Here is a 13,368-nt window from a genome sequence, read left to right as displayed (position 1 = left end):
CTCTCCTCGGGCTCGATGGGATCAGGTTACCCGAGCAGATCGATCGCTCCCGGGGGGCGCCGCGCGCGCGCGAGCTCCGACCTCTCGAGGTGGGCGAGGACGGCGAGGACGGCCGCCTCGTCCCACGCGTCGCCGAGGATCTGCAGGCCGATGGGCAGGCGCTCGGCGTCGACGCCGACGGGCGCCGTGCCGGCGGGGAGTCCGGTGAGGTTGCCGAGGAAGGCGAAGCGGCACATGCCGTCGAGGGCCACGGGATCCAGGAAGGCGCGGCCTTCCTCGGCCTGGGCGTAGGGGGGCGCGGTGATCGCCGTCGTCGGGAGCGCGAGGACGTCGACGCCGGCGAGGGCGCGCGCCACCTCGCGCCGCATGCCCGCGCGGAGCCGCGCGGCGTCGATCTGCTCGAGCGCGGTGACGCCCGAGAGGAGGCTGAAGGTGACGCGCAGGTCCTCGCTGATGAGATCGCGCTGCTCCCTCCAGGCGCGCTGGTTCGCCGCGAGCGACTCGGGGCCGATGACGAGGTAGCCGATGGAGGCCGCGTGCCTCGCGAGGGGGATCTTCAGGTCCACGAGGGTCGCTCCCTCGCGCTCGAGCGCGCGCAGCGCCCCCCAGCACACGCTCGCGACCGGGGTGGAGGCGTCGCGCCACTCCGCCTCGTCGACGCCGATGCGCAGCCCGCGCACGCCGGCGCCGAGGCGCGCGCCGAAGCCTCCGGGGGGCGGCGGGGGCGCCCACGCGGTGAGGTCGTCGTCGGGGTCCGGCTCGCTCGCGACGGCGTCGAGGAAGCGCGCGAGATCGGCCGTGCTGCTGGCGATCGGGCCGGCGTGGGCGACCGAGCCCTTGAAGCCGTCGCCGGCGCGGCTGACGCGGCCGAAGGTCGGCTTGAGGCCGAAGACGCCGTTCAGCGCGGCCGGCGCCCGGATGGATCCGCCGCCGTCGCCGCTGGCCGCGAGCGGCGCGAGCCCGAGCGCCACGCCGACGGCGGAGCCGGTGGAGGAGCCGCCCGCGGCGCGCTCCTTGTGGTGCGGGTTGTGGGGCATGCGCTGGTGGATGCTGTTGCCGATCGGCGACATGCCCCACTCGGTGAGCACGGTCTTGCAGAGGAACACGGCGCCCGCCTGCCGGAGCCGGGCGACCACGGCGGCGTCGCGCGGCGCGGGCGTCTGCGGGCCGCAGGGCGAGCCGAGCGTCGTCGGGAGGCCCTCGACGTCGAACTCGTCCTTGACGAGCAGGGGCACGCCGTCGAGCGGGCCGCGCGGCCGCCCCTCGGCGTGGCGCGCGGTCGACGCGTCGGCGTCCCTGAGCGTCGCCTCGCGCGAGGTGGCGACGGCGATGTTCATGCACGGGCGCTCGGCGGCGAGCGCCTCGAGCGCCGAGAGCGCGCGCTCGGCGACGCGGAGCGGGGTGGTGGCGCCCTTGCGGTAGGCCGCCGCGTAGGCGAGCGAGGGCCGGGGCCAGTCGCGGACCGGGGGCGCGCCGAGGTCGGCGTCCTCCCAGCGCCGCGGCGGCGCGGCCTGGAGGGGGCGCGCCTCGGCGGGGGCGTCGTCGCGGAAGGCGTCCGGAAGCGAGGCGAGGCGATCGATGCCCAGGCTGCGCTTCATCACTTCCCGGAGGGCGGCGGAGGATCCGGGCGCCTCGGCGGCGAGGCGCGCCGCGGTGAGCGCGCGGCCGGTGAGTCGGGGGACCTTCATGCGCCGCAGCTTACTCGACCGGCTGGGCGGGGCGGCGGCTCATGGTCAGGGTGCTCCGTGAGATCACGCCGTGGCTGCGTGTCGTCGACGGCGGGATCGCTCGTCGTTCCTCGTCGATCCACGCGCGTGGGATGGCATGGGACGTCGGCCGCCGCGACCCGGCGCTCAGGCAGACGAGGTGAGGTCGTCCCAGACACGCACCGACTCGGGGCGCAGCTCGCGCAACCACGTCACGGCGCGCCCCTCGGACAGCCTCCGCTCGAACACCAGCGCCGCCTCGCCCGCGTAGAAAGTGCCGGTGGAGTCGGTCGCCTCTTCGACCTCGTCCAGGCCGAGCGCCTGCGCGAGCTCACGACCGTGCGACGACCGCGAGATATGAACCGGCACTTCTTTGGGGTGTCCCCACAACGCAATGCGGGAGACGAAAGTGTGCACCGAGTCGCTCGTTCGCTCCCAGTCGTCCCAGCCGAACCCATAGGCCCACATCCTGCCGTCCTCCGTCACGCATGCGAGGGTGTCAGGGTTGTCGATGTCTCGCGGGCTCACCAGGATCGCGGGGCCATCCGGCGTCTGCTGAAGCGGCCACTCGGCGACGCTCCCTTCGGCGAGGGCTCGATCGAGCATCTGGATCCCGCCGAAGCGCTGGATCCGGTCGACGCTGCGCAGACCACCGAACGAGCGCTCGGCGTCGGCGGCCGTCCTGGCGAGCGCCTCGCTGCCGCCGTTCTCCAGCACCCACGAGGCGAGCCGCTCGGGATCGCCGGGATCGTGCAGCCGACAAAGCCAGCGCGATGCCGCCTCGCTCGCACGAGGCGACAGTGGAAGCGTCTTCGATGCCGGATCGACGGTTGCGCAAAGAAACCCGACCACGCTCTGCCGAAACCGGTGGTTCGCCTCTTCGAGCGGGAGATCGAGGTGCACGGCGTCGTTGTCCAGAGCCGCACGCGCTGTCAAATCAGCATAGTTGTCGCGGAACTCGATCCAGCCAGATTCGGGCGCCCGAGGCGCCTCTCCCGCCGCTCGCACCACCGGAAAGGCGCACTGCAACCGCAGGGCCGCACACTCTTCGAGCCACGGCAAAAGGCTGGCCGCCGTGGGGCCCAGCACCCGCAAGAACACGTCGTCGCGCAGGGCGAGCACCCCGTCGCAGACGTGCCACACGAATCCGTGCAGGCGAGACGAACGAGCCGCCTGGCCGACCCGGCGAGCAACGCCCTTGACAAGAGCGTTCGTCTTGTCGAGCGCGGTGACCGGTCCCACCTCCGGCTCGAAGGTGCCGAGGTGGACGCGGGCACGCAGCTCAAACCCCGGAGCCCGCCACCCCTCGAGCCTCTCCGCCACCTCGTTCAACTGGGCAACGGAGGCCGTGAGCTGTTTGGTTCCGCAGATGGATCGGAGCTGGGGGCTGAACATGCCCTTCTCGATCGTTCCGAGGAGGAAATGGCTGAATCGAGGCTTCACGTCGGCCCCCAGTCGTTGTTCAGGCCGGTACCTCCGAAGACGCCCGGCGTCATTCCGGCCACGCGATTGGTGCGGCGCTCAATCTCCGCGTCCGAATGATTGTTGCGTCCTGCCGCCCGATCGGCCTCGAGCTGCTCTCGATACCGCGTTGCATTCGCCCTGCGCGCGTCGTCTAGAGGTGCATTGTTCCCCTGGGCGGCCTGCTGCCGTGCTCGATCCAGCGGAGCTCCCGGGCCTGCGGGCCTGAAGTTGAGGGGCGGTCCGCCTTTGGGAGGCGACGCGGGAATCGTCTCGGGCTGCTGGCCCGTGCCTACCAGCGCATGCAAGCGAGCCAGCGTCTGCGAGCAGTTTGGGCACGGCGCGCAAGCGGTTCCATTAACATCGGTGCTTCCGATCGGCCCCATGCGGCGCAAGGCGCGTCGGAGGTGTCGCTGGCCCTCGGACGTGCCCGGATCGCATTTTACCCGATTTCGTTCCTCGTAATCATAGAGATAATTGCTGACCGCATGGGGCTCGGAGCACCAGGATGGATCCCTGCCCTGGCCGCGCCCCGAGTCCTGAGGGAGCGCGGCGGCGACTGCCGGGTGGAGATCGTGCAGCGGCCCTTTCCCGCCAGCGTTGCGCTCGCTGGCTGATTGCCCGGTGAACTCCCGCGTGCCGCCTCCTTGAGATCGCGGGAGGCGCCGCGTGTTGAACTTGGAGCCCATCAGCCCGTCAGCGTCGACCATTGCGAGCGGCCTCCCGCTCACATACCCGTACGCTTCGAGCCCCCCCTCGAGCCCCAGCGGCTCCGGGCTCAGGTACGTCGCGCTGGCCGGATCGAAGTACCGCCACCGGTTGTAGTGGAGCCCCGTCTCCGGCTCGTACCAGTGCCCCGGGAACCGGACCAGCGTGGCAGCCGCGTCGCCCGCGATCACCCGACCGTACGCGTCGGTCTCGAAGACCTGATCGACGCTCCCGTCAGCATTGACGAGCCCGAGCGGCACAGGCGCCCCGTCCCGGTGCACGAAGTACTTCCAGGCGCCCGGGCCCGCCTCGGTGTCGATCGCCTGCGCGACCGGCGCCGGCGAGCCCGGCGAGTACGCGTAGCGACGGCGCTCCACCAGCTTGAACGGCGCGAATGCTCCTGTGGCGCTCGACCCGCGCTCGACCGTCTCCTCCAGGAGGTCCTCACCATCCCAGCGGTAGCGGTGCCGCACCATCGCCGCGTCCCGACGCAGCACGCGCTTCTCGATGCGCCGGGCGAACCCGTCGTAGACGAACTCCAGCCGCGTGCCGTCAGGCAGCGTCATGCCCGAGAGCAAGCCGAGCACGCTCCACGCGTAGGTGGTCACCGCGGTGCCCTCGACCTTCTTCGAGAGCCGGCCGCGCGCGTCGTACGTGAGGGCCGCGCCGTTCGTGGTCACGAGGCGGCCGCCGCCGAGGTGGGACTGCGCCCGGCCGTCGATCCAGCGCACGTCGCCTCGCGGCGAGAGCGCGTAGTCCTCGGTCCTGGCCCGCCCCTCGTGCCGCTTCTGCGCGATCCGGCCGCGCGCGTCGTACAGGAAGGACTGCGCCCCGCGATCGCGATCGGCGAGCACCTGGAGCTCGTCGGCAGGCGACCATCGGTAGTCGAACCGCAGGGTCTCCGGGCCGCCCAGGCCGCCGACCCACATGGGCTCGCCCGGGCGGATGACAGCGGTGCCACCGCCGAAGACCGCCGAGCGGAGGACGTTGCCGTGCGCGTCCCTCGTGAGCTCGATACGGCCACCGCCGGCAAAGAAGCGCCCCGTCTCGCCGTCTGTCGGGTCGTACACGAACGTCGCGATCGGCGGGTCCGCACCCCGGGCGCCCGGGACATCCGAGAAGACGAGCGCGACGCATCGCCCGACGGCGTCGCGCGGCGCGGCGATCGAGAAAGCGCCGAGCACTTCCACCTTCGTGCGATGCAGGCCGGCGTCGTAGACGTGCCGGAGCGATGTCGCGGACGACGGATCGTCCTTCCGCTCCGTGTCCTCGCGGGTGCAACGCCCTCGCGTGTCGTACGTGTAGCGCGTGCTGACGGCCTCCGTCTCGAAGCTCAGGAGGCGCCCGCGCTCGTCGTACTCCAGCTTGTGGGATGTGTCGTCCGAGAAGGTGCGCGCGATCAGCCGATCGAGCTCGTCGTAGGCGAGCTCGACGAACTCGCCGAGCGAATGGTTCCAGCCGTAGCCAAGGCCGTAGTCGAGGTCGCGCTGCGCAGAGTTATAGGCGCGCTCGATCACGAGCGGGAACGCTCCCGGCAGCGCCATGTCGGTGACGGCGAGCGTGTAGACGCGGCCCGTGACCGGATCGATGGGGTGCCCGGCATGCGTTCCTCCACCGCCCCCGTGCGTCGGGTTGGGGCAGCCGCCGCCGCTGCCCTGACCGCAGTTGCCGGCGTTGCGGCCGCCGCCCTGGGCGCCGTTGCCGCCGTTCTTGCCGCCCGCGCCCTGATCGCCGCCGGCGCCGTTGCCGCCCCGCCCTCCGCTGCCACCGCCGCCGGCGCCGCCGCCGAGGATGAAGACACCAGGGTTCATCCCAGGGATCGCGGGGATGTTCGGAACCGGAGCTGTGCGCGCCATGATGCGATGGTCGCCCAACGAGCCACGGAGTCAATACCCGCTGCCACGCAGAAATGTGCTGGGATGGTGCAGCGCGCGGTGACCGGACGTACGCGCAGCTTCCAGCCCATGCACGCTGGTGTACAATGTGCCTCGATGAGCCCGGGCACCTCTCGTCGAATGCAGCGCTTCGCGTGCGAATCCTCCATATCTCGGATCTGCACGAGCGTGGACCGCGTGAACGGGATCACTGGCGGCGGCAGCGCGTGCTCGGAGCGGCCTGGGAGCGAAACCTGGATGAGGTTCTGAGAGGCGGGGCAATCGACCTCGTCTGCTTCACGGGTGATATCGCCGACTGGGGGATCGCCAGGGAGTACGAGGCAGCGACCGCGTTCTTCGAGCGGCTCCTCTCACGGCTGGGGCTCGGCGCCGAACGGCTCTTCGTGGTGCCGGGTAACCATGATGTCGCGCGCGGTCGCCGTTGCCTCCTCACCGAAGAGGACCATCTCCGCGTCCCCGTCCCCGGCGCGTGGATCCGCGATGAGCTCGACGAGTGAGCGCGAGCGGACACTGCACCGAGACGGTGTGACGGAGCCGGTTCCAGCAGTGGAAAGGCGCCGCACGTCCGCCGCGGGATGAGCGCCGCCAGCGCGCCCTCGAACGCTGTGCCGGGCACAGGGCTCCGCCGGCTGCGCCCTCTCAGGCCGCCGGCTCGGCCGCAGCCTCGTATAGCTCGCGGACGTCGAGCCGGGCGCCGATCGACGCGAGGTGCGCGACGTCGCCATCCCGCGCGATGGCAGACGTGAAGTCGCCGTCGACGTCGCGAGTCCACACCTCCACGCTGCGCTCCCGGTGCGACACCAGGACGTACTGGCGCAATGAGGCGAGGCTCTTGTAATGCTCGAGCTTGTCGCCTCGGTCGTACTCCTCGGTGCTGCGGCTCAGCACCTCGACGATGAGCGTGGGGTTCGTCACGGCTTGCTCGTCCTGGGCGTCGCGCTCGATCGGCCCACACACGACCGTGACGTCGGGGTAGGTGGCGAGGCCTGTCGACGGCACACGCACGCGAAGATCGGCGTCGTAAGCACGGCATCGACCTCTGCGAAGCTCGGGGAAGAGGAGGCCGATGACCGCCGCAGCGAGCGCGGCATGCTCGGGCGTACCTCCCGCCATCGCGTAGATCTGGCCGTCCAGGTACTCGTGCTTGACGTTGCTGGACGCCTCGAGGGCCAGGTACTCGGCGTACGTGTAGTGGATGCGATGTGCCGGGGCCACCATGGCCGCGCAGTATGGCACAGCGCACGGCGTTCGCCGCGAATGCCGATGCGCGGCCGCGCGACGAGGAGAGCTTCAAGCCGTGATCGTGCTGAAGACGCACGCCTGGTTCTGGCTCGTCGCGTCCCCAGATCGCCTCTCCGAGCAGGCAGCCGTGGCCGTCGATGGTGCGGATAGGCGTGGCGTCTCGGCCATGAGCTGCTGAGAGATTGCGATGCTCGCCGAGAAAGGGAGGGTCGAGCTCATCGGCCCGCGCAGAGATCGCTCGAGGACGCGCTCGACAGAAGCGGAGCGGCGCGATCCTCTTGCCGATTGAACCGGTGATCGCTGCGCCGCGTGACGGCCACAATGGCTTGACAGCAGCGTCGGAGGGCGGGTCTCATCGCTGTGGATCCATGGCGACGAGCAGCCCTCCGCATGTGAGCGCGATGCCGGTCGGCGCTGCGACCGCCGCCGCCATGGCATGGAGGTTCAAGGGCAAGCTCTGGGTGACCGCGATGGTGAAAGCCACCTTCGGGTTCGCCAGCGACACGACGATGCAACGCATCGCGCCGCAGGAGATCATCCGGGAGGAGGTCCATCACCGCGGGCTGCCCTCGCGGAGCATCCGGTTCGCGACCGATCTGGTTCCTCGCCTGCTCAAGGCCGACGTTCTCTTCACGGGCCATGCGCATGCGCCGCACGGCCGCCCCGTCGAGGCGGCGCATGTCCGGCTGGGACTCTTCTCGAGCAGCTGGACGCTGCTGGACAAGACGCTGATGGTCCGTAAGCGGGGCGGCTTCGTGCGGCTCCCCATCGATTACGAGCATGCTTTTGGCGGGATCGGCTTCCCGGACAACCCGTTCGGGGAGGGCCATCCGCAGGGCTCGGGCGAGCCGAACATCCTCGATCCGGTCGACGCGAGGCGCGTGGCTGGCTTCGGCCCGATCTCGAAGATCAGCCCCGCCCGCCGGCGGCTCCTCGGGGCGACCCCGCGCGCCCTGCTGGAGCGCGGTATCCCCGAGATCCCGGACGAGCTCAGCTGGGACTACTTCCAGGCGGCGCCGCCGGATCAGCGCACGCACTTCCTGCGCGGCGACGAGTGGATCGTGATGGACGGCCTGCACCCGAGCGCGCCGCGCATGCGCATGCGCCTGCCCGGCGCGCGCGGCTTCGCGCGCATCCACGGCCTCGCGGGCCTCGGCCTCGCCGAGCACCAGGAGCTCCAGATGAGCGCCGACGTGCTGCGCATCGACGGCGACGAGCAGCGCTGCACGGTGACGTGGCGCAGCAGCTTACCCGTGCCCTCGGAGGACGTGCTCCCGCGCATGCGCATCTTCGCCGGCGTCGAGCTCCCGGGCGAGCCGATCGCGTGGCCCGCTCCGGGCGCCGCGGTCGGCAGGGCCGGAGCGACGGCGCCCCGCGCGGGCGCGGCGGGCGACGAGGACGACGCCTCCCTCGAGTCGACCGTCGCGCTGTCCGCCGCGGCGAGCATGAGTCCCAGCGGGACGCTGGACATCGCGCCGAACAGGGCGCTCGCGGTCCCGGGGACGCTGCCGTTTCGTCCGGCCCCCGCAGGCGCCTCGCCGTCGCCGCCGAAACGGCCCGCGCCATCGCCGCCCGAGGCTCCGCTCGCCAGGTCGGGGACGATGCAGATGCCGAAGGACGTCGGCAACCAAGGCGCCTCGCCATCGCCACCCGAGGCTCCGCTCGCCAGGTCGGGGACCATGCAGATGCCGAAGGACGTCGACAGCCATGCGGCGCGCCAGCCGGCGACTCCCTTCACGGCCGAGCCGCCACGCGCGCTGCCGGCCGAGCCGCCACGCGCGCCGCCGGACGAGCCGCCACGCGCGCTGCCGGCCGAGCCGCCACGCGCGCCGCCGGCCGAGCCGAGCGCTCCCGCCGCCAGCGCGGCCGCGCCCGCGGTCCCCACGCCGGACCCGGCGAGCCCCGCGGCCGCGGGGGGCGCCTTCGCCTGGGCGACACCGCCCCCCGAACCGCCGCCCCCGGAGCCGCCGCCCGCCGGAGCGCCGAAGCGCCCCGCGAAGCTCGATGTGCGGGCGCTCCTGTACGGCGCCGGCAAGGGGCGAGGCTGACGCTCCGATGCCCGTGAAACCCCGAAGGGCGAGCCCCGGCGCAGGGTGTCAGCTGCCCTCGCGCGGCCACCCCGGCGCCCCCGCGGCGCGCACGCCCACGCGGCTCCTCCACCTTTCCGGTGCTCCAGGGAAAGCCGCGGAGGAATCGGAGAACGAGCGATGAAGGAAGCCTCCGGGACGTTGGACGTTCGCATCGAGTCGGAGCGGGGGCCGTGGGACCACGTGAAGGTCCGCGAGCTCTCCGGGCGAGAGGCGATCTCGCAGCTCTTCTCGTTCGACCTCGAGGTCGTGATCGACGAGGGCCGCGAGCTCCCGGCCGACGCCGCGCCCGGCGCCGAGGTCAGCCTGGTCTTCGAGGCCGACGGCGAGGAGATCCGCCGCGTCTCGGGCATGCTCGGCCCGATCCGGGACCGCCTCGAGCCGCTGGCGGAGCGCGCCACCTGCCGCCTGCGCCTCGTGCCGCGCGCGTTCCGGCTCACCCTTGTCGAGACGCAGGAGATCTACCTGGATCGCAGCGTTCCCGACATCCTCCGGAGCAAGCTCGAGCGGCACGGCCTGGGCTCCGAGGACGTCGAGCTGCGGCTGCTCGAGACCTACCCCGAGCGCGAGTTCGTCGTGCAGTACGGCGAGAGCGATCTCGCGTTCATCAGCCGCCTGGCCGAGCACGTCGGCATCAGCTTCTTCTTCGAGCACGAGGGCGGCCGCGACAGGCTGGTCTTCACCGATCACCCGTCCGGCTTCCGCCACGCCGCGGGCGCGGAGACGGTGCCCTTCCGCGCCCGCGGCGAGGCCGCGGACATCTTCGCCCTCGAGGTGACGACCGACCTGGTGCCCACCAGCTACGTGGTGCAGGACTACAACTACCGCGCGCCGCAGCTCGACCTGACGGCCTACGCCAGCCTGGGCTCGGGCGACGGCGGCGGCGTTGTCGAGTACGGCAGCCACGTCAAGACGCCCGAGGAGGCCGCGAAGCTGGCGCAGATCCGGGCGGACGAGCGGCTGTCGCGGCAGCGCGTGTACGAGGGCAAGGCCAGCCGCGCGGCGCTGTCCGCCGGGCGGCGCGTGACCCTGATCGAGCACCCGCGCTTCCCGGAGCGCGAGGAGCTGCTCCTCGTCGAGGTGGAGCACGAGGCGAGGCTCCCCGCGTTCAAGGACGCCGGCGAGCAGAGCCCGTTTTACAGGAACGCATTCCGCGCGATCCCGGCGCGCGTCGCCTACCGGCCGCCGCGCCGGACGCCGAGGCCGCGCATCTCCGGCGTGGTCACGGGCGTCGTGCAGCCGGGGCCCGGGGGAAAGACGAACGGCGTCGCCCTGCTCGACGCCGAGGGGCGCTACACGGTCCAGCTCCACTTCGACACGGCGGAGCCGGGCGAGCAGAAGGCCTCGCGCCCTGTCCGGATGGCGCAGCCCTTCAGCGGCGTGGGCCACGGGATGCACTTCCCGCTGCGCCCCGGCACCGAGGTCCTCGTGGCGTTCGCCAACGGCGACCCGGATCGCCCGGTGATCGTCGGGGCCATGTTCAACCCGCTCGCGCCGTCGCCCGTGACGGCCCGCAACGCCAACCAGAGCCGCATCACCACGGCGTCCGGCGCCATGCTCGAGATCTCGGAGAAGCGATGACGAAGCCCACGACGGTCGGGATCCACTTCCGCTCCGAGGCCGCCCCGGCCGGGGCGTTCACGGTGCTGGGGCTGCGCGGCGAGGAGGCGCTGTCGCGCCCGTACCGCTTCGAGATCGATCTCGCGTCGCCCGATCCCGCGCTGCCGCTCGACGACCTCGTCGGCGCGGCCGGGGAGCTCGAGCTCGCCGGCCGCGCGGTCCCGGGGGTCGTGGCGGAGGTGGAGCAGGGCGGCGCGCTCGGCGGCGATCGGTACGCCTACCGGGTCGTGCTCGTGCCGCGCCTCGCCCTGCTCGGCCTCGCGCGGCAGACGCGCATCTACCAGCGGCTCAGCGTGCCGGACCTGGTGGAGGCGGTGATCGCCGGGAGCGGCCTCGGGATCGAGGTGGAGCGGCGGCTCGAGCGGGCGTATCCGCCGCGCGAGCACGCCGTGCAGTACCAGGAGAGCGCGCTCGACTTCGTGTCGCGGCAGCTGGAGCAGGCGGGCGTCAGTTACTTCATCGAGCCACGCGGGGGGGCGGAGCGGCTCGTCCTCTGCGACCACCCCGACGGCTTCCGGGGCGCGGTCGAGGCCGCGATGGGGGAGGCCGGAGGGGTGCGCGCGCTGCGCTGCCGGCGCCGGATGTCGCCGCGCGCGCTCGTGCTGCTCGACTACAACGAGCGCACGCCGGAGGTACCGCTGGAGGCCGAGGCCGAGGTCGACGCGCGCGGCTTCGGGCTGCTCGTCGACGAGGGCGGCTCGTTCGCGGCGCCCGAGGAGGGCGCCGCGCTCGCCGCCGTGCGCGCCGAGGAGCTGCGCTGCCGCGCGACCGTGTACGACGGCGCGATCGGCGCGCCGCTCGCCGCGGGCGAGCGCCTCGGGCTCTCCGGCCATTTCCGGGCCGACTGGAACCGCGATTACCTGGTGACGCGCGCGGTGCACAGCGCCGGGGCGGTCGACGAGCCGCGCTATGCTTGCCAGTTCGAGGCCATCCCGGCCTCGACGCGCTACCGCCCGCCGCGCGCCACGCCGAGGCCTCGCCTCGAGGGCGCGATGGTCGCCCACGTCGACGCGCGCGGCCCGGAGGGCACCGCCGCGGTCGACGCCGAGGGGCGCTACCGCGTGGTGATGCCGTTCGATCTGAGCGGCGCGGCCGAGGCGCAGGGCTCGGTGCCGATGCGCCTGGCGACGCCCTACGGCGGGGCCGACGAGGGCATGCACTTCACGTTGCGCAAGGGCGCCGAGGTGCTGTGGACCGGCGTCGGCGGGGATCCCGAGCGGCCGGTGATCACCGGCGTCGTGCCCAACGCGAAGAGCCGCATGGTCACGAGCGCCGACGAGGGGCGCGGCCGCATCCGGATGCCGAACGGGGCCATGGTCGAGATGGGAGGCGGCTTCGGGCGCGCGCGCGGCGGGCCCGCGACGCGCGCCGGCGCCGAGGGCGCGCTGCCGACGGAGCAGCAGCTCGGCCAGGACGACATGACGACCACCGCGAGCAGCGCGGAGGACTGGATCCGCATCGCGGTCCCCCACAGCGACGGCAAGTACAGCTACCTGCGCTACGGCGAGCGGGCGACCACGGCGGCCGGCACGTTCACCGAGTCCGCGCGGCTGGATCCTACGGGGGGGTTCGGCAGCAGCGGCTGGACGTGGTCGAGCCTCGACGACGGCTACGACACGAGCTCGGACGCCAATGACAAGGGGAAAGCGGCGCACTTCGGCTGGGCAGCGAGCGACGGGGTCTACGATCACACGGACGGCAACCGCACGGTCGTGACCCAGGGGGACTACCAGTCGGTCACCACGGGCAACCGCACCGACGTCGTCCTGGGGAACTACCGGCTCGTCATCCCGAACCGGACGCTCGGCATCTTCGACGTGGACTTCTACTCGATGACGTTCAGCAAGGACTGGCAGGGCTGGCGGAAGACGACGCGCAGCCACGTCTCGACGGTCAACCTCACGTACGGCGACAACTCGAACTTCTTCACCGGGATCAACTTCGGGGCGAGCCTCGGCGGGAACTACAGCATCGCGGCGGGCGTGAACGGCAACGTCTTCCTCGGGCTCAACACGGGGATCACGGCCGGGATGAGCTGCAACATCGCGTACGGCCCGGTGCTCGAGTTCGGCAGCACGAAGAAGCTCACCACGGCCGACGAACAGGACATCAAGGCGCGCTCCAAGGTGCACCTGCGCGTGCGGAGCACCGACGCCCCGACGGTCGAAGCCGCGAAGCCGTGGGCAGCCGCCGTGGCCGCGGGCGCCCTGGGCGCGGTGGCGGGCCCGCTCGGCGCCTCCGCGGGCAAGGACGATCTCGAGAAGGGCAGCGGGCTCACGGGCGCGACGTGGGGCATCGCGACGCTCGGGGCGCTCGTCGGGACGTACCTGGTCCACAAGCTCGCCCACGCGAGCCCGCTGAACGACGCCGAGCTGATCATCGAGCCGACCCAGCTCCTGCTGCGCTGCGGCGGGCTGGCCGGCGCGTACATCAAGATCGAGCCCGCCGCGATCGAGCTCGCCTGCGGTCCCAGCAGCCTCAGGATCGACGCGACGAGCGTCGTCGCCGGAACAGGGACCGCCAAGCTGGAGCTGAGCAGCACAGCCGCGTCCTCCGTCCTGAGGTTCGGCGGCCACCAGGTCCAGGTCGACGCCGGGGGAGCCGTCATCCAGGGCGCCCAGTTCCACATGCTCTAGGAGGAGCCCGCTC

Annotated in this window: 9 protein-coding genes; 5 read left to right on the top strand and 4 right to left on the bottom strand. The window is 72.3% G+C overall.

Going from position 1 to position 13,368, the window contains the following annotated elements; translation table 11 throughout:
• Positions 1-26: 26 nt before the first annotated feature.
• From WMF29_RS00610 to WMF29_RS00600, 3 genes are all read right to left on the bottom strand, one after another.
• Positions 27-1,688 carry an amidase gene (locus WMF29_RS00610; RefSeq protein ID WP_437326972.1) on the bottom strand — a complete coding sequence of 554 codons (1,662 nt, stop codon included), beginning with the start codon at positions 1,686-1,688 and terminating at the stop codon, positions 27-29.
• A gap of 165 nt (positions 1,689-1,853) precedes the next feature.
• The gene (locus WMF29_RS00605; protein ID WP_437326971.1) at positions 1,854-3,149 is read right to left on the bottom strand and encodes a hypothetical protein; all 1,296 of its coding nucleotides are present in this window, start codon (positions 3,147-3,149) and stop codon (positions 1,854-1,856) included.
• Positions 3,146-5,731 (bottom strand): YwqJ-related putative deaminase, encoded by a 2,586-nt coding sequence (locus WMF29_RS00600; protein WP_437326970.1) that lies wholly within the window; start codon positions 5,729-5,731, stop codon positions 3,146-3,148. The genes WMF29_RS00605 and WMF29_RS00600 overlap by 4 nt, the downstream gene beginning before the upstream one ends.
• Positions 5,732-5,904: 173 nt before the next feature.
• Between WMF29_RS00600 and WMF29_RS00595 the strand changes: the two genes are divergently transcribed.
• Positions 5,905-6,267, top strand: a complete 363-nt coding sequence (locus WMF29_RS00595; protein WP_437326969.1) for a metallophosphoesterase — start codon at positions 5,905-5,907, stop codon at positions 6,265-6,267.
• Positions 6,268-6,409: 142 nt separating this feature from the next.
• Here WMF29_RS00595 and WMF29_RS00590 read toward each other — a convergent pair whose 3' ends face one another.
• Positions 6,410-6,988, bottom strand: coding sequence for a Uma2 family endonuclease (locus tag WMF29_RS00590; protein WP_437326968.1), 579 nt, complete (start codon positions 6,986-6,988; stop codon positions 6,410-6,412).
• Positions 6,989-7,067: 79 nt separating this feature from the next.
• On the opposite strand from WMF29_RS00590, the gene WMF29_RS00585 reads away from it, so the two are divergent.
• The 4 genes from WMF29_RS00585 (at position 7,068) to WMF29_RS00570 (ending at position 13,355) form a co-directional block, all read left to right on the top strand.
• On the top strand, positions 7,068-7,190 hold the full coding sequence (locus WMF29_RS00585; protein ID WP_437326967.1) for a hypothetical protein: 123 nt from the start codon (positions 7,068-7,070) through the stop codon (positions 7,188-7,190).
• A 253-nt stretch (positions 7,191-7,443) separates the two neighbouring features.
• On the top strand, positions 7,444-9,060 hold the full coding sequence (locus WMF29_RS00580; protein WP_437326966.1) for a DUF2169 family type VI secretion system accessory protein: 1,617 nt from the start codon (positions 7,444-7,446) through the stop codon (positions 9,058-9,060).
• A 159-nt stretch (positions 9,061-9,219) separates the two neighbouring features.
• On the top strand, positions 9,220-10,680 hold the full coding sequence (locus WMF29_RS00575) for a type VI secretion system Vgr family protein (protein ID WP_437326965.1): 1,461 nt from the start codon (positions 9,220-9,222) through the stop codon (positions 10,678-10,680).
• The gene (locus tag WMF29_RS00570) at positions 10,677-13,355 is read left to right on the top strand and encodes a type VI secretion system Vgr family protein (protein ID WP_437326964.1); all 2,679 of its coding nucleotides are present in this window, start codon (positions 10,677-10,679) and stop codon (positions 13,353-13,355) included. Before WMF29_RS00575 ends, WMF29_RS00570 begins: the two co-directional genes overlap by 4 nt.
• Positions 13,356-13,368 lie beyond the last annotated feature (13 nt).

It is taken from the genome of Sorangium sp. So ce381, assembly GCF_051473845.1.
GTDB lineage: Bacteria > Myxococcota_A > Polyangia > Polyangiales > Polyangiaceae > Sorangium > Sorangium atrum.
This window is presented reverse-complemented; position numbering and strand designations above follow the sequence as displayed.

What these genes read in the sequence shown, in the direction of transcription:
- WMF29_RS00570 (WP_437326964.1), top strand. Translation starts at nt 10,677, where the DNA reads ATGACGAAGCCCACGACGGTCGGGATCCACTTCCGCTCCGAGGCCGCC.
- WMF29_RS00590 (WP_437326968.1), bottom strand. Translation starts at nt 6,988, where the DNA reads ATGGTGGCCCCGGCACATCGCATCCACTACACGTACGCCGAGTACCTG.
- WMF29_RS00575 (WP_437326965.1), top strand. Translation starts at nt 9,220, where the DNA reads ATGAAGGAAGCCTCCGGGACGTTGGACGTTCGCATCGAGTCGGAGCGG.
- WMF29_RS00600 (WP_437326970.1), bottom strand. Translation starts at nt 5,731, where the DNA reads ATGGCGCGCACAGCTCCGGTTCCGAACATCCCCGCGATCCCTGGGATG.
- WMF29_RS00610 (WP_437326972.1), bottom strand. Translation starts at nt 1,688, where the DNA reads ATGAAGGTCCCCCGACTCACCGGCCGCGCGCTCACCGCGGCGCGCCTC.
- WMF29_RS00580 (WP_437326966.1), top strand. Translation starts at nt 7,444, where the DNA reads ATGGCATGGAGGTTCAAGGGCAAGCTCTGGGTGACCGCGATGGTGAAA.